Annotated in this window: 18 protein-coding genes; 9 read left to right on the plus strand and 9 right to left on the minus strand. The window is 69.3% G+C overall.

Features of this window, described 5'->3' with window-relative positions:
- Nucleotides 1-391: 391 nt before the first annotated feature.
- A complete protein-coding gene (locus tag KCH87_RS41730; RefSeq protein WP_210593154.1) occupies nt 392-1033 on the minus strand; it encodes a DNA-3-methyladenine glycosylase in 642 nt (213 codons plus the stop codon).
- A gap of 139 nt (nt 1034-1172) precedes the next feature.
- On the opposite strand from KCH87_RS41730, the gene KCH87_RS41735 reads away from it, so the two are divergent.
- From KCH87_RS41735 to KCH87_RS41745, 3 genes are all read left to right on the plus strand, one after another.
- Nucleotides 1173-1958, plus strand: a complete 786-nt coding sequence (locus tag KCH87_RS41735) for a sporulation protein (protein ID WP_210593155.1) — start codon at nt 1173-1175, stop codon at nt 1956-1958.
- A gap of 41 nt (nt 1959-1999) precedes the next feature.
- Nucleotides 2000-2539: a YbhB/YbcL family Raf kinase inhibitor-like protein gene (locus KCH87_RS41740; protein WP_210593156.1), complete on the plus strand. Its 540-nt coding sequence runs from the start codon at nt 2000-2002 to the stop codon at nt 2537-2539.
- Nucleotides 2540-2727: 188 nt separating this feature from the next.
- Nucleotides 2728-3234, plus strand: a complete 507-nt coding sequence (locus KCH87_RS41745) for an HNH endonuclease (protein WP_210593157.1) — start codon at nt 2728-2730, stop codon at nt 3232-3234.
- Between the two features lie 100 nt (nt 3235-3334).
- Here the strand turns inward: KCH87_RS41745 and KCH87_RS41750 are convergent, their stop codons facing one another.
- The 3 genes from KCH87_RS41750 to KCH87_RS41760 all read right to left on the minus strand — a co-directional run bounded on the left by KCH87_RS41750 (nt 3335) and on the right by KCH87_RS41760 (nt 5747).
- Nucleotides 3335-4279, minus strand: coding sequence for an SPFH domain-containing protein (locus tag KCH87_RS41750; protein WP_210593158.1), 945 nt, complete (start codon nt 4277-4279; stop codon nt 3335-3337).
- A 157-nt stretch (nt 4280-4436) separates the two neighbouring features.
- Nucleotides 4437-4871, minus strand: a complete 435-nt coding sequence (locus KCH87_RS41755; RefSeq protein WP_210593159.1) for an NfeD family protein — start codon at nt 4869-4871, stop codon at nt 4437-4439.
- An 84-nt stretch (nt 4872-4955) separates the two neighbouring features.
- A complete protein-coding gene (locus tag KCH87_RS41760; RefSeq protein ID WP_210593160.1) occupies nt 4956-5747 on the minus strand; it encodes an ABC transporter ATP-binding protein in 792 nt (263 codons plus the stop codon).
- A gap of 137 nt (nt 5748-5884) precedes the next feature.
- Between KCH87_RS41760 and KCH87_RS41765 the strand changes: the two genes are divergently transcribed.
- On the plus strand, nt 5885-6673 hold the full coding sequence (locus tag KCH87_RS41765; protein ID WP_210593161.1) for a hypothetical protein: 789 nt from the start codon (nt 5885-5887) through the stop codon (nt 6671-6673).
- 90 nt (nt 6674-6763) lie between these two features.
- On the opposite strand, the gene KCH87_RS41770 is transcribed toward KCH87_RS41765, so the two are convergent.
- The 3 genes from KCH87_RS41770 to KCH87_RS41780 all read right to left on the minus strand — a co-directional run bounded on the left by KCH87_RS41770 (nt 6764) and on the right by KCH87_RS41780 (nt 8969).
- Nucleotides 6764-7009 (minus strand): chaplin, encoded by a 246-nt coding sequence (locus tag KCH87_RS41770; protein WP_210593162.1) that lies wholly within the window; start codon nt 7007-7009, stop codon nt 6764-6766.
- A gap of 156 nt (nt 7010-7165) precedes the next feature.
- A complete protein-coding gene (locus KCH87_RS41775) occupies nt 7166-7807 on the minus strand; it encodes a response regulator transcription factor (protein ID WP_210593163.1) in 642 nt (213 codons plus the stop codon).
- Nucleotides 7800-8969 carry a GAF domain-containing sensor histidine kinase gene (locus tag KCH87_RS41780; RefSeq protein WP_210593164.1) on the minus strand — a complete coding sequence of 390 codons (1170 nt, stop codon included), beginning with the start codon at nt 8967-8969 and terminating at the stop codon, nt 7800-7802. Before KCH87_RS41780 ends, KCH87_RS41775 begins: the two co-directional genes overlap by 8 nt.
- Before the next feature lie 211 nt (nt 8970-9180).
- Here KCH87_RS41780 and KCH87_RS41785 point away from each other — a divergent pair, with 211 nt between their 5' ends.
- The 3 genes from KCH87_RS41785 to KCH87_RS41795 all read left to right on the plus strand — a co-directional run bounded on the left by KCH87_RS41785 (nt 9181) and on the right by KCH87_RS41795 (nt 12278).
- Entirely contained in the window at nt 9181-9879 is a 699-nt protein-coding gene (locus tag KCH87_RS41785; protein WP_210593165.1) for an SDR family oxidoreductase, read from the plus strand.
- A 274-nt stretch (nt 9880-10153) separates the two neighbouring features.
- Nucleotides 10154-11230 (plus strand): S-adenosylmethionine:tRNA ribosyltransferase-isomerase, encoded by a 1077-nt coding sequence (locus KCH87_RS41790; protein WP_210593166.1) that lies wholly within the window; start codon nt 10154-10156, stop codon nt 11228-11230.
- 301 nt (nt 11231-11531) lie between these two features.
- Nucleotides 11532-12278 carry a transglycosylase SLT domain-containing protein gene (locus KCH87_RS41795; protein WP_210593167.1) on the plus strand — a complete coding sequence of 249 codons (747 nt, stop codon included), beginning with the start codon at nt 11532-11534 and terminating at the stop codon, nt 12276-12278.
- 96 nt (nt 12279-12374) lie between these two features.
- Here KCH87_RS41795 and KCH87_RS41800 read toward each other — a convergent pair whose 3' ends face one another.
- Nucleotides 12375-14861 (minus strand): FHA domain-containing protein, encoded by a 2487-nt coding sequence (locus tag KCH87_RS41800; protein WP_210593168.1) that lies wholly within the window; start codon nt 14859-14861, stop codon nt 12375-12377.
- A gap of 242 nt (nt 14862-15103) precedes the next feature.
- Here KCH87_RS41800 and KCH87_RS41805 point away from each other — a divergent pair, with 242 nt between their 5' ends.
- Complete coding sequence (locus KCH87_RS41805) at nt 15104-16990, plus strand: streptophobe family protein (protein ID WP_210593169.1); 1887 nt, start codon at nt 15104-15106, stop codon at nt 16988-16990.
- A gap of 159 nt (nt 16991-17149) precedes the next feature.
- Nucleotides 17150-18358 carry a phosphoserine phosphatase SerB gene (serB, locus tag KCH87_RS41810; protein ID WP_210593170.1) on the plus strand — a complete coding sequence of 403 codons (1209 nt, stop codon included), beginning with the start codon at nt 17150-17152 and terminating at the stop codon, nt 18356-18358.
- A 62-nt stretch (nt 18359-18420) separates the two neighbouring features.
- On the opposite strand, the gene KCH87_RS41815 is transcribed toward serB, so the two are convergent.
- Nucleotides 18421-18939 (minus strand): histidine phosphatase family protein, encoded by a 519-nt coding sequence (locus tag KCH87_RS41815; RefSeq protein ID WP_210593171.1) that lies wholly within the window; start codon nt 18937-18939, stop codon nt 18421-18423.
- Between the last annotated feature and the right edge of the window lie 60 nt (nt 18940-18999).

An 18999-nucleotide genomic window follows, 5' to 3' on the forward strand; every position in this document is an offset into this window, starting at 1 on the left:
GATTTTTGGCACGCTGTTGAGTTCTCAAGGAACGGACGCTTCCTTCGTACTCACCCGAGAGACACTCTTAAGGCTTTCCTCCGGGCGCTTCCCTTCGGTCTTGCGTTTCCGACTCTATCAGATCCTTTTCTCGATCCGATTCCCTGTCGGCGGGATTCGTCGTGCGGCCCGGGCTTTCGTCCGTCGGCCTTTCGACATTCACTACGCTAGCCGATTCCCTCGCCAACTCATAATCGAGTTCCGCAGGCTTGGAATTCAGGCATGCAGGCACGCCGAATTCGCCCCCGCTGAGAGGGAGTCGTAGGTAGTGGGTTGGCCGCTTCCGGCTGCTGGCGAATCGCCGTAACCGGTTCAGCGGCTCGGGCTACATTACGGACCGCTCAGGGGCGCGTCAAGTTGGGCGGCGTCGGGGCGTATGAGCCCGATAAGGGCTCACCGTCGGGTCGTTGGCGATCCAGAAGCGCCAGGGGTGCACGCCGCCGTCTCCGGAGACACCGGTACGTGGCCCGTTCCACACCTGGTCAGATGGGACGGACGTACCCGTCAAGATGCGCAACGGAGTCGCACCGAAGGCGCATGCGTCCGTGCCGTCCAGGGCTCGGTCCACGTCGAGGGCCGTGGCGAGGCGGGCCGGTCCTTTGGCCAGTTCTTTGTCATTTCGGGCCGAGAGTCGACGTTTGCGGGCCAGTTCTGCGCCCTCGACGATCTCTCCGGCGCGGAGCAGGACGGCGCTGGCCGTGCCGTCCGGACCGCACACCAGGTTCATGCAGTGCCACATGCCGTAGGTGAAGTAGACGTACACATGGCCGGGCGGACCGAACATCACGTCGGTGCGGGGCGTGCGCCCGCGATAGGCGTGTGAGCCGGGGTCGTTCGGGCCGTCGTACGCCTCGACCTCTGTGAGGCGCAGGGAGATCGGACCGTCCGGGGTCGTGCGCACCAGGATGCGACCCAAGAGGTCGGGGGCGACCTCCAGTACAGGTCGGTCGAAGAACTCCCGGGGGAGGGGCGTACGGTCGGGGGTCGCGATCATGCCGTCCGAGCGTAGTGCAGGCCGGTGGGTGCGGCGGGGTGGTCAGGAGGCCTTCTCCTTGCCAGGGTGAAGGCGCGGAACCGGCCACGGCCGTAGTGCGTTTGTAGGGATCAAGGGATCCATGCGAGAGGGAAGAGACATGGCGTTCAAGAAGCTGCTCGCGAGTCTGGGGGCCGGCGGGGCTTCGGTCGAGACGGTCCTGACCGAGGTCAACGTCGTTCCGGGCGGTGTCGTCCAGGGCGAGGTGCGGATCCAGGGTGGGTCCGTCGATCAGGAGATCCAGGAGCTGTCGGTCGGGCTTCAGGCCAAGGTCGAGGTCGAAGGCCACGACGACCAGGAGTACAAGCAGAACATCGAGTTCACGAAGGAGCGGCTCGGCGGAGCCTTCCAGCTACAGGCAGGCGCCGTGCACGCGGTGCCGTTCGGGCTGGAGATCCCGTGGGAGACGCCGATCACCATGATCGACGGGCAGCCGCTGCGCGGGATGAACATCGGGGTGACCACGGAGCTGGCGATCGCGCGCGCGGTCGACTCCGGTGACCTGGACCCGATCAACGTGCACCCGCTGCCGGCGCAGAAGGCGCTGCTGGACGCGTTCATTCAGCTGGGCTTCCGCTTCAGGAGCGCGGACATGGAGCGCGGTCACATCCGGAACACGCGCCAGAAGCTGCCGTTCTACCAGGAGATCGAGTTCCAGCCGCCACAGCAGTACCGGGGGCTGAACCAGGTCGAGTTGACCTTTGTCGCGGACTCGAACGCCATGGACGTCGTCCTGGAGATGGACAAGAAGCCGGGGCTGTTCAGCGAGGGCAGTGACACTTTCCGGTCCTTCCAGGTGGGGCTGCACGACTACCAGGGCACCGACTGGGTGGCGTATCTCAACCAGTGGCTGTCCGAGGTCGGCAGCAAGCGCAACTGGTTCTAGGCTCGGGACCACTGAGTAGGAACCGATCAGGAGGTACCGAGGTGACCGAGCTCAAGCGGCGGCCGCTCCCCCATGACTTCCACCCGCCCGTGCCGTCGTTCACGGTCACGAGCGAGCACATCGAGGAAGGTGCGACGCTCAAGGACGCTCAGGTCTATGCGGCCGGCAATACGTCGCCGCAACTGCGGTGGGACGGCTTCCCGCCCGAGACCAAGAGTTTCGCCGTCACGTGCTATGACCCCGACGCCCCTACGGGCAGCGGGTTCTGGCACTGGGTCCTCTTCGACATCCCGGTCTCGGTGACCGAGCTGCCGGAGGGTGCGGGCAGCGGCAAGTTCGAGGGGCTGCCCGAGGGTGCGATCCAGGCCCGTAACGACTACGGCACCAAGGACTTCGGCGGTGCCGCGCCGCCGCCCGGGGACGGGTCGCACCGCTATGTGTTCACGGTTTACGCCGTGGACCAGGAGAAGCTCGGCCCGGACTCGGATGCCAGCCCGGCCTTCGTGGGCTTCAATCTGCGGTTCCACGCGCTGGCGCGCGCCCAGCTCATCGGTGAGTACGAGGTGCCCGCCGAAGCCTGACGTTCATTGAACGTTTGCCCGTCCCTGGTCTTGGAAGTGATCAGGGGCGGGCATTTTGTTGCCGGGGGACGCGGGGGTTACCCCCCGTGGGAGCAGCAGATATTGCGTTGTCCATCTCGGCGTGCCCGGCCAGAGTTGATCCCAGCCCGCCACGGGGTGGGCCGGTGCAACACGGGAGGTGGGCTGGTATGCGGGACACGCTGGTACTGAACGCGAGCTTTGAGCCGCTGTCGACGGTGACGTTGAATCGAGCCGTCGTTCTGGTGCTGCAGGACAAGGCTGTTGTCGAGCAGGCCCACCCCGAACTGCGTATGCGCGGAGCCGCGGTCGATATACCGGCGCCCCGGGTGATCAGGTTGTGCAGGTATGTCCGGGTGCCCTTCCGAAGACAAGCTCCGTGGTCGCGGCGGGGTGTTCTGGTGCGGGACCGGCACAGGTGCGCGTACTGCGGTCGTCGGGCGACGACTGTGGACCACGTGTTGCCTCGGTCGCAGGGTGGGCAGGACACGTGGCTGAATACGGTGGCTTCTTGCGCGGAGGACAATCACCGTAAGGCGAATCGGACGCCGGTGGAGGCGGGGATGCCGCTGCTCCGGGAGCCGTTCGAGCCCTCGCCTGCGGATGCGATGCTCTTGGCTTTGGGGCAGGACGACTTTGCTGCGCTGCCGGATTGGCTTGCGCAGCCGGCTGCCTAGACCGTAGGGGTACGCGTCTTCGTTTGCCTGCGGATTGCTTGTGGTTGCTCGCGCAGTTCCCCGCGCCCCTAATGAGGGGCGCGGGGGTCACCGTTAGTTGTTAGTCCAGCGTCGGCTTCTCTCGGCGCTCCGTGGCCGGGGCGGAGCCTCCATTGCCCGAACCGCCGCCCAGGTTGCCGAAGTTACCCATGGCGCCGGACAGGCCCTTGAGGGCGTCGCCGATTTCGCTGGGGACGATCCAGAGCTTGTTGGCGTCGCCTTCGGCGATCTTCGGGAGCATCTGGAGGTACTGGTAGCTGAGGAGCTTCTGGTCCGGGTCGCCGGCGTGGATCGCCTCGAAGACCGTGCGGACGGCCTGGGCCTCGCCCTCTGCGCGCAGGGCGGCGGCCTTGGCCTCACCTTCGGCGCGCAGGATCTGGGACTGCTTCTCACCTTCGGCGCGCAGGATCTCGGACTGCCGGACACCTTCCGCCTGGAGGATCGCGGCGCGCTTGTCACGGTCGGCGCGCATCTGCTTCTCCATCGAGTCCTGGATGGAGGTCGGGGGCTCGATGGCCTTGAGTTCCACGCGGTTGACGCGGATGCCCCACTTGCCGGTGGCCTCGTCGAGGACGCCGCGCAGGGCCGCGTTGATCTCCTCGCGGGAGGTCAGGGTCCGTTCCAGGTCCATGCCACCGATGATGTTGCGGAGCGTGGTGACGGTGAGCTGCTCGATCGCCTGGATATAGCTGGCGACTTCATAGGTCGCGGCCCGGGCGTCGGTCACCTGGTAGTAGATGACGGTGTCGATGTTGACGACCAGGTTGTCCTGGGTGATCACCGGCTGCGGTGGGAAGGGCACGACCTGTTCGCGCAGGTCGATGCGGTTGCGGATGGTGTCGATGAATGGAACGACGATGTTGAGGCCCGCGTTCAGCGTCCGCGTGTAGCGGCCGAAGCGCTCCACGATGGCGGCACTGGCCTGCGGGATGACTTGGATCGTCTTGATCAGGGCGATGAAGACCAACACCACCAGAATGATCAGGACGATGATGACCGGTTCCATCGTCGCTTCCCCGTACCCTTCTCCGCCTAGACGCCTTCGGAAGATCTTATGCCTGTTGAAGATCTTGTTGTTGAAGATCTTGCTGGTCGAGTGTGACAGACCGTCGCGTAACTCGTGGGTTCTTCGGTTCAGTTGCGCCATACGCCGAATGACAAGGTCACATGACGATTGCCGTGGCACCCTCGATGTCCACGACGTCCACTTCCTGGCCTACTTCGTAGGCACGGTCGGTGTCGAGGGAGCGTGCCGACCAGATCTCTCCGGCGAGCTTGATCCGGCCGCCGCCGGAGCTGTCGACGCGCTCCAGTACGACGGCCTGTTTGCCCTTCAACGCCTCTACGCCGGTGGCGAGTTGGGGTCGCTGCGCGCGGTGCCGGGCTGCGATGGGCCGGATGACGGCGATGAGTGCGGTCGATACGACGGCGAAGACCGCGACTTGGTAGACGGCGTCACCGCCGAAGACGCCGGCGGTCACCGCGGCCGCGACCGCGCCCACCGCGAGCATGGCGAGTTCGGGCATCGCGGTGATCACGAGCCCGATACCGAGCCCTGCCGCACCGATGAGCCACCACAACCACGGGTCGATATCCACAAGGTCATGGTAGGACCGGGGACTCCGCGCGGACAGGGCGCAGATCGGGTCGGCACACGCTTCTTACCTTGTAGTCCCGGGAGTTCAGGACATCGGGAGGCCCTGTGCGGTCCAACGCTCGCCGACCTGCTCGACGACGAGAGGCAGTCCGAAGCAGAGGGAGAGGTTGCGGGAGGTGAGTTCGAGCTCCAGGGGGCCGGCGGCGAGGACCTTGCCCTGACGGATCATCAGGACGTGGGTGAAGCCGGGGGCGATCTCCTCGACGTGGTGGGTGACCATGATCATCGAGGGCGCGATCGGGTCGCGGGCAAGTCGGCCGAGGCGGCGTACGAGGTCCTCGCGGCCGCCGAGGTCGAGTCCGGCGGCGGGCTCGTCGAGGAGCAGCAGTTCGGGGTCGGTCATCAGGGCGCGGGCGATGAGGGTGCGCTTGCGCTCACCCTCGGAGAGCGTGCCGAACTTGCGCTCCACGAAGTCGCTCATGCCGAGGCGGTCGAGGAAGGCGCGGGCACGCTGCTCGTCGACGTCCTCGTAGTCCTCGTGCCAGCCGGCGGTCATGCCGTACGCGGCGGTCAGTACGGTCTGTAGGACGGTCTGACGCTTGGGGAGCTTGTCGGCCATGGCAATGCCGGCCATGCCGATGCGCGGGCGCAGCTCGAAGACGTCGACCTTCCCGAGGGTGTCGCCGAGGATGGTGGCGGTGCCGTTGCTGGGGAAGAGGTAGCTGGACGCGACATTGAGGAGGGTGGTCTTGCCGGCGCCGTTGGGACCGAGGATGACCCAGCGCTCGCCCTCCTTCACCGACCAGGAGACCTGGTCCACGAGTGCCCGGCCCTCCCGGACCACGGATACGTCCTGAAGCTCCAGAACATCGCTCATGAGCGCGTTGTCTCCCCTTGCAGTGTGACCGGTCTCGGCGTCGGCTTCTCGCGTGCGCCGGTGGGCGCAGCCCTCAACGAAATCTACGCCACCGGTCGGCTGCTCCATTCCATCGGTCCGGTCCTTAGGGTGGAGGCATGCTTTCGGAACCGCGTTCAGGACGCCTTGCCGCTTGGGGAAATGCCCTTTTGGTCGGACTTGCCTCTCCGGACGACGCTGTTCTCGCCATCGTCGGCGAGGACGCGGTGCATCGAGTGGAGGGGCTCCCTGGTGAGACCGCGCCCGTCGGGCTCACGCTCGCGCTGGGTCGGCTGCGGGCGCTCGGGGTGACCGGGCTGCGGGTCGCGCTGCCCCAGCCCGGGCATCCGCTGGGGCTGAGCGGGCCGCCGGAGTTCAACGCGCGGGCGCTGGAGGCCGAGGAAGCGGTGATCTGTTTCGGCGCCGCGCTCGGGTTGGTGCCCGAAGTGTACGAAGCCGGGCCCGACGGTGATGTGCATGTCGAGGTCGTGTGGCACTGCCTGACGGTACGCGAGGCTCCGCCGGCTGATGTGCCGTCGTTGGGCGAGGCCGAGCGGGAGCTGGCGGAGGCGCTGCGGGACGCGACGGAGGTGCTGTCGCGGCTGGATGTCGCCGGGTCCGGGCCGGTGGCCGAGGCGGCGATCGATGCGTATCGGGCTCGGGCCGAACGGGGGCGGGAGGTGCTGGCGCCGGGGTATCCGCCGCGGGCGGTGCGGGTGCTGGAGTTGGCACAGCGTGTGGGGGTGCTGGTCTCGGTGGCGTACGAGAACGGACACGGGGGTGCGGTGAGCGCGGGCGAGATGGCTGCGCGGGGTGCTGCGCTGCGGCCGGTGGAGCGGACTGCGCGGCGGGCACAGGTGGCGGCGTACAACGCGGTTGTGGAGGAGCGGGAGCGAGGGGTGCGATAAGGGACGGCCCTGCGGCAGGCGAGACGCTGACCGGCCTCCCGGGGGTGGGTTCCCGGGAGGCCGGAGGTCACTGCTGCTCCGCGAGGGAGGTCAGCGGTTGATGCCCAGGTTGCCGAAGGCGGGGTTCAGCACACCGACGACGTTCACGCTGTTGCCGACCACGTTCGCCGGGATGTGGATCGGGGCCTGGACGACGTTGCCCGAGCCGATGCCCGGGGAACCCACGGCCTTGCCATTGGCCACGGCGCCGTCGGTGGCGGAAGCCATACCGGCACCGGCGGCGACCAGCCCGCCGGCCACCATCGTCACGGCCGCTACCTTCTTCAGCTTCTTCACTTCTAAGCCCTCCTTGCGATCGCCGCGGCAGTCGCCGCAGCACGCACTGAAGAACGGCGGAGATCCACGAAGGATGCGCCATCCGGGGGACATTCCCACGACGGTATGAATCTCAGTCCGGAGCGGAACCCTCCATGTTGCCGATCAGAACGGGTCCTATCCGGTCACACCATGGCGTACTGCCCACAGCGCGGCCTGGGTTCGGTCCGCCAGGTCGAGCTTCATCAGGATGTTCGACACGTGCGTCTTCACCGTCTTCTCGGAGAGGACCAGTGCGCGGGCGATTTCCCGGTTGGAGCGGCCGTCGGCTATGAGACCCAGCACTTCGCGCTCCCGTTCCGTGAGCGAACCCCCTCTTCCCTGGCCCGAGTTGGCCTCCTCCTGGGACAGCAGGGCGCCCGCGACCTCGGGCTGGAGCAGGATGTGGCCGGCGTGCACGGAGCGGATGGCGCCGGCGAGGGCGTCGGGGTCGACGTCCTTGTAGACGTAACCGGCGGCGCCGGCGCGCAGGGCCGGGACCACCGTGCGTTGTTCGGTGAAGCTGGTGACGATGAGCACGCGCGCGGGGTTGTTCAGCTCGCGGAGTTTGCGCAGCGCCTCGACGCCGTCCATGCCCGGCATCTTGACGTCCATGAGGACGATGTCGGGCTTCAGTTCCTCGGCTCGGGCGACTCCTTCGGCGCCGTCCGCGGCCTCGCCCACGACCTCGATGTCGTCCTGCACTTCGAGGAAGGTGCGCAGTCCGCGGCGGACCACCTGGTGGTCGTCGACCAGCAGCACCCTGATTGCGTCAGCCACCGGGGACCTCCATCTCGATCGTGGTGCCCTTGCCGGGCGCCGATTCCACCGTCAGGCTGCCGCCGGCCCCGCTCGCCCGGTCCCGCATGGAGACCAGGCCGAGGTGGCGGCCCGCGCGGCGTATCGACTGGGGGTCGAAGCCGCTGCCGTCGTCGATGACCCGCAGGACGGCTCCGCTGCCGCGCCGGTCCATCGTCACGTCGACGTGTTGCGCGCCCGAATGCCGCAGCGCGTTGTGCAGGGCCTCCTGGGCGACACGGAGCACGGCCTCCTCCTGAGCGGCGGGCAGCGCCCGCACCCCGCGCCCGGCGAACGTCACGCGCGCGGTGTGGGCGCGGTCGAGGACCTGGATCTGGGTGCGCAGGGTGTTGACGAGGCCGTCCTCGTCGAGGGCCGCGGGACGCAACTCGACGACGGCGGCGCGCAGTTCGTCGGCCGCCTCGGCGGCGAGCAGGGCCACCTGGTGCAGCTCGCCCTTGGCGCGGGACGGGTCGCGGTCGACGAGGGCGGCGGCCGCCTGGGCCGTCAGGCGCAGGGAGAAGAGCTTCTGGCTGACCGCGTCGTGCAGTTCGTGGGCGAGGCGGGAGCGCTCCTCGGCGATGGTCAGCTCGCGGCTGCGCTCATAGAGGCGGGCATTGGTGAGGGCGATGGCCGCGTGCTGGGCGAGGATCGAGAGCAGTTCCTCGTCGTCCTCGGTGAAGCCGCAGCTGCCGTCCGGTTTCGGGCACGGGGCGTTTCCCCCCGCAGGACTCAGCTTGTTGGCGAGGAACAGCGCCCCGATCACCTCGTCGCCGTCACGGATCGGCAGGCCCAGGAAGTCGACCAGGTCGGGATGTGCCGACGGCCAGCCCTCGAACCGGCGGTCCTTGCGCACGTCTGCGAGGCGTTCCACCTTCGCCTCGTGCAGCATCGAGGCAAGGATTCCGTGCTGCCGCGGGAGCGGGCCGATGGCCTTCCACTGCTCGTCGCTGACCCCGTCGACCACGAACTGGGCGAAGCCTCCGTGGTCGTCCGGCACGCCCAGTGCGGCGTACTCCGCGTCGAGCAGCTCGCGGGCCGAGGCGACGATCGTCTTGAGGACGTCGCGCACCTCCAGGTGTCTGCTCATGGCCAGCAGCGCGGAGCTCACCGCGGCGAGGCCGGACCGGGGGCCTTGACTCATGCCCTCACGGTACCGGCGGGGTCGGACAACGCGGATCGGACCGTTGGCGGCCACCGCCTAGGGCTGTGGGCCTAGGCCGCAGGTCCCCGGAGTCGCGGGCTTAGGGCGAAAGGCCTTGCTGCATTGCGGCCCGCGTCCGAGGCGCCGCACGCAGTCCCGTTCCTACGTTGAGGGCACGTCGAACGGCGTCGAGGACGAGGGGACGTGTGCCATGCCGGTAGCGATCATCACGGGGGCGTCGAAGGGGCTGGGGCGGGCGCTCGCCGAGGCGCTGGCCGCACGCGGCTGGGATCTGGTGCTGGACGCCAGAACGGCACAGGTGCTGGACGAGACGTCCGCGGCCGTGTCGGCGTACGGCACGCGCGTGACGGCGCTGCCGGGTGACGTCACGGACGCCGGGCACCGGGCCGAGCTGGTCGCGGCCGCCTGGAAGCTGGGCGGGGTCGATCTGCTGGTGAACAACGCCAGTGCGCTGGGCGCAGAGCCGCTCGTACGGCTGGACACGCTGTCCCTGAAGGGCCTGCGGCGGGCGCTGGAGGTGAACGTGGTGGCCGCGCTGGGTCTCGTCCAGGAGGCGCTGCCGCGGCTGCGGGCGTCGAAGGCGGGCGCGGTGATCTCGGTCAGCTCGGACGCGGCCGCCGAGGCGTACGAGACCTGGGGCGGCTACGGGGCCTCGAAGGCTGCCCTGGACCACCTCGCGGCGGTGCTCGGCGAGGAGGAGCCCGGGCTGCGGGTGTGGGCGGTGGATCCCGGGGACATGGCCACGGACCTGTACGCGGCGGCCGTACCGGACGACGACGATCCGCGGCCGGCGCCGGCGACTGTGGTGCCCGCTTTCCTACGACTGCTGGACGAGCGGCCGGCGAGCGGGCGGTACGCGGCGCCGGACCTGCTGGAGGTGACTCGATGACGGACAGCACAACCGACCGACAGAGTCCGACACAGCCGACCCGAAACCCGGGAGGCCCACCAGGACCGAGCGGTGCGAGGACGGCGCCAAGAGGACCCGCCGAGCGGCCGGTACGCGGCGCCGGACCTGCTGGAGGTGACTCGATGACGGACAGCACAACCGACCGACAGAGTCCGACACAGCCGACCCGAAACCCGGGAGGCCCACCAGGACCGAGCCGTGCGAGGACGGCGTCAAGAGGACCCGACAGCGCGGCCTCCCTGGTGGAGGGGCGATGACCCTGGCCGTGCAGGTGCCCGAGGAGCTGTCCGCCCGCGTGCCGGTCGAGCAGCGTGGGCCGGGGCTCGGCCGGGACGCCGTACGGCTGCTGGTGTCGCGAGGCTGCGAGGTGTCGCATCACGCGTTCACGGAGCTGCCCCGGCTGCTGCGGGCCGGGGATCTGCTCGTCGTCAATACGTCACCGACGCTCGCCGCCGCCGTGGACGGGCGGATCGGGCACGCGCGTGTGGTCGTGCACTTCTCCACGCGCGGGGACGACGGGCGGTGGGCGGTCGAGCTGCGGGATCCCGACGGGAAGGGCACCACACGCGCGCGTGCGGGCGGCCCGGCGGGTACTGAGGTGCGGCTGCCTGCGGGCGTACGGCTGGTCCTGGAGGAGGCGGTGAGCGAGCGGCTGTGGTGGGCCCGGGCGGCCGGGGCCGAGGTGCTCGGCCTGCTCCGGGAGCACGGTCGGCCGATCCGCTACTCGTACACGGAGAAGGACCAGCCTCTGTCCGTGTACCAGACGGTCTTCGCCCTCCCCGGCCCCGACGGCTCGGGCAGCGCGGAGATGCCCAGTGCCGCCCGGCCCTTCACGGCACGGCTCGTGGCGGAGCTGGTGAGCCGGGGTGTGCAGTTCGCCCCGGTCACGCTGCACACCGGGGTGGCCTCGGCCGAGGTGCACGAGCCGCCGTATCCGGAGCGCTTCGCGGTGCCGGAGGCATCGGCGCGGCTGATCAATGCGGCAAGGGCCGGCGGACGGCGGGTGATCGCGGTCGGTACGACGGCCGTGCGGGCGGTGGAGTCGGCGGCGGGGCCCGACGGGGTCGTACGCGCGCGTGCGGGATGGACGGATCTGGTCGTCACCCCGGAGCACGGGGTACGGGTGGTGGACGGGCTGCTGACCGGGCTGCACGAGCCGGAGGCCTCGCATCTGCTGATGCTGGAGGCGATCGCGGGACAGGCGGCCGTACACCGGGGGTATGAGGAGGCGCTGCGCGGGCGCTACCTGTGGCACGAGTTCGGGGACGTACATCTCGTCCTGTCGGCGGAGAACGCTCACACAGAGCATTGCTTCAGCAACTACCGGTGAGACTGTTACCCGGCCGATGTGAGGCCGCACATAGGGCGCAGATCACGTACGAAGGTCAATAGGAGACAAAGAGGCCCGGCATGAGCGGGAAAGACGCTCCGGTCTGTCCCGTTTTGCCCTTCCCTGATCCACTACCCGGGATCGTACGTCACACCTTTGCATGGCGTTTTTGCGGCCGCTAACAATGGCTCCCGTCGCTCAGCGCCGCGGGTATCGCCCCGCGGCGTTTGTGCCGGAAGCACCCGTGTCCCCCTGCCGGACAGCGAGCGACCTCCGCGCTATTCGAAGAGGTCCATCTACCATGCCGAAGAACACCAAGAACCCTGGTCATAGTCGCGCCCTGACGCGTACCCACAAGATCGCCATCGCCGGAGTCGCCACGCTCGGCGCCGCCGCGGTCGCGATCTCCGCGGTGCCGAGCAACGCGCAGTCGACCACGGCCGAGGCCCCCGCCGGCAAGGTGGCGTACAGCTCCGAGCAGATCAAGGACGTCAAGGCCAGCGTCACCGACCAGCTCGCCGACGCCAGCCTGAAGGCCGAGCAGATCGCGGCCAAGAAGAAGGCCGCCGCGGCCCATGCCAAGCACAAGGCCGCCGTGGCCCACGCCAAGCACAAGGCTGCTGTTGCCGCCGCGAAGAAGAAGGCCGAGTCCGCGCGCAAGGCGAAGGCGGCCGCCAGCCGGTCCGCGCAGCGCGCCGCGGTCAAGCCCGTCGCCGCGAAGACGTACGCCAACAACCTCGACGGCTGGATCAAGAACGCCCTCGACATCATGGACAAGAAGGGCATCCCGGGTACCTACAGCGGGCTCCACCGGAACATCATCCGCGAGTCCTCCGGCAACCCGAACGCCATCAACAACTGGGACATCAACGCCATCAACGGTGTCCCCTCGATCGGTCTGCTTCAGGTCATCAAGCCGACCTTCGACGCCTACCACGTCGCGGGCACGGCCCACAGCCAGTACGACCCGGTCGCCAACATCGTCGCCGCCGCCAACTACGCGGCCGACAAGTACGGCTCGATCGACAACGTCGACAGCGCGTACTGAGGTCAGCGCGGACCTCAGCCTCGCGTAACGCACAAGCGCGGCGCCCCGGACGGGGCGCCGCGCTTCGTTCGCTCGCTCGCTCGCTCGCTGCCGGGCCTACTTCCGCATGACCTCCGGCTCGTGCCGCCGCAGGAAGCGGGCCACGAAGAAGCCGCAGATCACCCCGATGGCGATCAGGGCGGCCATGTCCATGCCCCAGGCAGCGACCGTGTGTTCCCACAGCGGGTCTGTGCTACCGCCCGCCTCGGGCGGGCTGATCTTGTTGAAGTCCAGCGTGGCGCCCGCGGCGCCGACCGCCCAGCGGGACGGCATCAGGTACGAGAACTGGTTGACGCCGATCGAGCCGTTCAGGGCGAACAGACAGCCGGTGAACACGACCTGGATGATCGCGAACATGACCAGCAGTGGCATGGTCTTCTCGGACGTCTTCACCAGCGCCGAGATGATCAGACCGAACATCATCGAGGTGAAGCCCAGCGCCATGATCGGGATCGAGAGCTCGATCAGAATGCCGCTGCTGAAGACCAGGCCCTCCTTCGGGATCTCCCTGCTGGCGAAGCCGATGACACCGACCAGCAGGCCCTGGAGCACGGTGATCACGCCGAGCACGAACACCTTGGACATCAGGTACGCCGAGCGGGACAGGCCGGTGGCGCGCTCCCGTTCGTAGATGACCCGTTCCTTGATCAGCTCACGGACGGAGTTGGCGGCGCCGGAGAAGCAGGCACCGACCGCGAGGATCAGCAGGACGGTGGTGGCCGTGCCGTTCGGGATTCTCGTGCCCTGCGCGTTGGCGGGGTTGGGCAGCAGGCTCTCTCCCGAGTCGATGAGCAGGCTCACCGCGCCCAGGACGGCCGGCAGGATCACCATCAGGGCCAGGAAGCCCTTGTCCGAGGCGATCACCGAGACATAGCGGCGCACCAGCGTGCTGAACTGGGACAGCCAGCCCTGCGGCTTCGGCGGCCGCATCGCCTGGGCCGGCGGCATGTGTACGGACTGCGCGGCAACGGCGTCGATGTCCGCGGCGTAGATCTGATAGTGCTGTGAGCCCTTCCAGCGTCCGGCCCAGTCGTAGTCGCGGTAGTTCTCGAAGGCGGAGAAGACATCGGCCCAGGTGTCGTAGCCGAAGAAGTTCAGCGCCTCCTCGGGCGGGCCGAAGTACGCCACCGAGCCGCCGGGAGCCATCACCAGGAGCTTGTCGCAGCTCGCCAACTCGGCCACGGAGTGGGTGACGACGAGGACCGTACGGCCGTCGTCGGCGAGGCCGCGCAGCAGTTGCATGACATCGCGGTCCATGCCCGGGTCGAGACCGGAGGTCGGCTCGTCCAGGAAGATCAGCGACGGCTTGGTGAGCAGTTCCAGAGCCACGGAGACGCGCTTGCGCTGGCCGCCGGAGAGGGAGGTGACCTTCTTCTCCTTGTGGATGTCCAGCTTCAGCTCGCGCAGCACCTCGTTGATGCGGTCCTGGCGCTCGGCTCCCGTGGTGTCGGCCGGGAAGCGGAGTTTGGCCGCGTACTTGAGAGCCTTCTTGACGGTCAGCTCCTTGTGCAGGATGTCGTCCTGCGGGACCAGACCGATGCGCTGGCGCAACTCGGCGAACTGCTTGTACAGGTTCCGGTTGTCGTAGAGGACGTCGCCCTCGTTGGCGGGCCGGTAGCCGGTGAGCGCCTTGAGCAGGGTCGACTTGCCGGAGCCGGACGGGCCGATGACCGCGACCAGCGACTTCTCCGGGACGCCGAAGGAGACGTCCTTGAGGATCTGCTTGCCGCCGTCGACCGTGACCGTCAAGTGGCGTGCGGAGAAGGAGACCTCACCGGTGTCGACGAACTCCTCGAGCCGGTCACCGACGATCCGGAACGTCGAGTGACCGACGCCGACGATGTCCGCGGGGCCCAGCAGCTGCGCGCCGCCCTTGGCGATCGGCTGACCGTTGACGTACGTGCCGTTGTGCGAGCCCAGGTCGCGGATCTCCATACGGCCGTCGGGCATCGAGTGGAACTCGGCGTGGTTGCGGGAGACCTGGAGGTCCGAGACGACCAGGTCGTTCTCCAGGGCACGGCCGATGCGCATGACACGGCCGATGGAGAACTGGTGGAACGTGGTCGGGCTGCGGTCGCCGTAGACCGGCGGCGCCCCCGCACCACCGCTGGGACCCTGCTGCTGCGGGATCGGCGCGGGCTGCTGCCAGCCCTGCTGCGGAGGAGTCTGCTGCTGTGGCGCCTGCTGCGCCCAGCCGGGGCTCGCGCCCTGCGCGGCGTACGGCTGCTGCTGGGGCTGCACGACAGCGGCCGCGGTGCCGGACGCGTTCAGGCACGGCCCGTCGGTCGCGTTGCCCAGGTGCACGGCCGAGCCGGGGCCGATCTCCATCTGGTGGACCCGCTGGCCCTGCACGAACGTGCCATTGGTGCTGCCGTGGTCCTCGATCACCCAACTGCGCCCGCCCCAGCTGATCGTGGCGTGACGCCAGGACACCCTGGCGTCGTCGAGCACGATGTCCCCCTGCGGATCACGTCCCAGGGTGTATGGCCTGGACGGGTCGAGCGTCCAGGTCCGTCCATTCGATTCCAGTACGAGTTCCGGCACTCCATGCCCCACTGAGTAGTCCCCCGAGTTACCCCCATCACAGGGAGTCTAGGGATGTCGAACATCGTCGGGAACTATTTCAGGCTCCGCCCCCTGACCGAAAGCCGGGCCTTTTCCACACCACGCACACACGCATCGGCTGGTTCCGTTGACGGGGTTGAAACCGGCCCGGAGAGTGGTAATCCCCCGCGAGGGGGGACACGCGCGGCGGCAGCGCCGCGCCGCGGATCGGGGGGTCTGCCATGAGCACCGGCACCAGCGTCGAGACCGTTCACCGAGTCAGGAAGGTGCCCTGGGGAGACGTCCTGCTGTCCGCAATCGCGGCCGTGAGCTGGGCGTTGATAGGCATGGCGGGCACGGCCGCGCTCGGCCTGCACCTGCTGGAGGCCGACTCGACGGCCTCGCTCGGTCCGATGACCGCGGCGGTCGTGGCACTCGGGGCGGGTGGTTCGGTCACGCCGTCGGGCGATGTGTCCGCGTTCGGGCTGACCGGGGCGGAGGCGAACACCGCCATCCAGATCACGCCATTGGGAGTGAGCCTGGTCGGCGCGCTCCTGCTGTCATGGTTCTTTCTACGGTCCTTGCGCACGGCCGGTGTTGTGATCTCCCCGTCCGAACTCCTCGCCCGAGCGGGCGCGGTGGTCACGCTGTTCGTGGCGACGCTGGGCGGGCTGGCCTGGGCCGGTCATGACGTCATCACGATCGACGGAAGCGCGCTGGGCCTCGACGACCTGCCCGGCGGCGGCGGGGGCGGCGGCGGCCTGGAGATCCCCGGCGTGGGTGACATCGGGGACATCGGCGGACTGCTGCCCGACCAGGTCGGCGACCTCATCGACGCAAAGGCGGCGGTCGGCTTCACCGTCGACACGGTGCCCACGCTGCTCGGCGGCCTGGTCTGGTCTGCCGGAATCCTGCTGATCGCCCTGCTGGCCTCCCGCCGCACTCCCCTGCCGCCCGGCTGGGATGTCGTCCACCGGGTGGTACGGCCGGCCGTGTCCGCCCTCGTCACGGTGCTGCTGGTGGCGGTCGCCGCGGGGCTCGCGGCGGCGGCGTACGCGGCGATCGGCGACGACCACCCCAAGCGCATCGCCGGCGCGGCCCTCCTCGGCGCCCCGAACGGCGTCTGGCTGGGCATCCCGATCGGCCTGTTCGTCCCGTGGGACGGCCGCGCCTCCGGCCCCCTGACCGCCCTTCTGCCGGATCCCCTGGACGACCTGCTGAGCTCGGAGGCCGACCAGTCAGTCTCCCTCAGCCGACTGGCCGAACTGGACGGGCGCGTATGGCTGCTGGGGATCGCGGCCGCACTGATGATGCTGCTTGCGGGAGTGCTGCATGCGGTGCGGACACCTTTAGTGAGGGCTTCGGGGCTCGTACGGGATCCGGGGGCCGTACGGGACCCAGGAGGCGTACGGGATCCAGGCGCCCTCGGTTTCGCCGGGCGGTGTGCGCTGCGGCTCGGGATCGCGACCGCGCTGGCGCTGCCGCTGCTCGCGTGGCTCACGGACCTGTCGGTGGACGCCTCGCTGTCGGTGCTGGGCGTCGACGCCTTCGGGGCCGGGATCGAGTTGCACGGGCATCTCGGCATGGCGTTGCTCCTGGGCGCCGCCTGGGGTGCGGGGGCGGGGGCCGCCGGGGCGCTGCTGGCCCGGGCGACCGGGGCCGCGGGGCGGGCGGCCTCGCCGCTGGCACGCGGTGACGTGGGCGCGGGAGCCACGGGCGTGACGGCCGAGGGGGTCGCGCTTTCGCAGCACTCTGGGCGGTCCGGGCCGTACGCGCCCGGTACGCCGTACCGGGCGCCGAACCCGGCCACCAACCCGTATCTCCAGGTGCCGGACGAGTTGCGAGGTCCTGAGGATGCGCGGCCCGGCCCGGACCGGGGACCGACGTCGCCGTCCGACGAGCCCCGGCCGGCGAGTGGCCCGCCGGCAGGCGGCGACATATACGGCGCGCCCACCATGGCCCAGCCGATGGACCCACCGCCACGGTGGCCGCGGCGGTCCGCCAAGTCACGTCGGGGAGACGAGGAACCGGCCTCGCCGGACGAGCGGCGGCCACCGCCTCCGCCGCCTCCCCCACCCCCACCCCCTCCGCCTCCGCCTCCGCGTCCGGGGACACCGAGGGGGCAGTGAGCCGACGGGCCGGTGACCGTGCCGTGTCCGTCGGCGGCCGCCGCCTCCCTGTGAGCTACCTGTCAGCCTGCTGTCACCCGAGCGTCACTCAGTGTTCTGCGTCCGCTAGGCGGACCTCCGGAGCGGTCGGCACAGGGTGCCGGATACGGTGGAAGCACCATGAGCGCTTCGCAGACCTCCGAGGTCCCCACTCTTCTCGTCAAGATCTTCGGGAAGGACAGGCCGGGCATCACGGCCGGCCTCTTCGACACCCTCGCCGCCTACTCGGTCGACGTGGTCGACATCGAGCAGGTCGTCACGCGTGGCCGGATGGTGCTGTGCGTCCTGGTGACCGAGCCGCCGCGCGGACTCGAGGGGGACCTGAGGGCCACCGTCCACAGCTGGGCGGAGTCCATGAAGATGCAGGCGGAGATCATCTCCGGCACCGGCGACAACCGGCCACGGGGCCTCGGCCGTTCACTCGTGACCGTGCTCGGGCATCCGCTCACCGCGGAGGCGACCGCCGCGGTCGCGGCCCGCATCACCCGCACCGGCGGCAACATCGACCGTATCTTCCGGCTCGCCAAGTACCCGGTGACGGCGGTCGAGTTCGCGGTGTCCGGCGTGGAGACCGAGCCGCTGCGCACCGCCCTGGTGACCGACGCGGCGGCACTGGGTGTCGATGTGGCCGTCGTCGCCGCCGGGCTGCACCGGCGCGCGCAGCGCCTGATCGTCATGGACGTGGACTCGACACTCATCCAGGACGAGGTGATCGAGCTCTTCGCCGCGCACGCCGGCTGCGAGCAGGAGGTCGCCGAGGTGACGGCGGCCGCGATGCGCGGGGAGCTGGACTTCGAGCAGTCCCTGCACGCGCGCGTGGCGCTGCTGAAGGGGCTCGACGCCTCGGCGGTGGACAAGGTGCGCAGCGAGGTGCGGCTCACGCCGGGCGCGCGCACACTGATCCGTACGCTGAAGCGGCTCGGCTACCAAGTGGGCGTGGTGTCGGGCGGGTTCACCCAGGTCACAGATGATCTGAAGGAACGTCTCGGGCTGGACTTCGCCCAGGCCAACACCCTGGAGATCATCGACGGGAAGCTGACCGGCAAGGTCACCGGCGAGATCGTGGACCGGGCGGGCAAGGCGCGGCTGCTGCGCCGGTTCGCCGCCGAGGCGGGTGTGCCGCTGGCGCAGACCGTGGCGATCGGTGACGGTGCCAACGACCTGGACATGCTGAACGCGGCCGGGCTGGGCGTGGCCTTCAACGCCAAGCCGGTCGTCCGCGAGGCCGCGCACACCGCGGTGAACTTTCCCTTCCTGGACACGGTGCTGTATCTGCTGGGCGTCACCCGTGAAGAGGTCGAGGCGGCGGACACCCACGACGAGGACTGAGCCGGCGTACGAGGGGCCCGGCACCGGTGTGGTGCCGGGCCCCTCGCTGGTCGTGTGGGGGGTTACTCGGAGGGTGCCCAGTAGTCGCGCAGCGTGGCCGTGCCCGGTTCCAGGGACTTCCACGAGCCCTCGAAGGACAGGACCGCGAAGGCGGCGGCGGGGAAGCCACGGCGGTTCAGCCGCTCCAGGGTGTCGCCCTCGGCCGAGCCCGCGAGGATCTCGGTCATGCCCTGGACGGCCGGGTTGTGGCCGATCAGCAGGACGTTCTGCGCGTCGTCCGGGGTTTCGTTGAACACGGCGATCAGTTCGCCGGGCGAGGCCTCGTAGACCCGCTCCTCGTAGACCGTTTTCGGCCGGTGGGGGAATTCCTGGACCGCGAGCTTCCAGGTTTCCCGGGTCCGGGCCGAGGTGGAGCACAGGGCCAGATCGAAGGGGATGTGGGTGTCGGCCAGCTTGCGTCCGGCGACTGCGGCGTCCATGCGGCCCCGCTCAGCGAGCGGCCGCTCGTGGTCGGTCACCTGTGGCCAGTCGGCTTTCGCATGCCGGAAGAGGACGATCCTGCGGGGTTCTGCGACGCTCATGCGTCCCAGCTTCGCATGAAACAGGCCAACGGGCGCAGGGAGTTGACCGGCGGCTCAGCA

Source organism: Streptomyces sp. GESEQ-35 (assembly GCF_017948485.1).
In the GTDB taxonomy this organism is placed as follows: domain Bacteria; phylum Actinomycetota; class Actinomycetes; order Streptomycetales; family Streptomycetaceae; genus Streptomyces.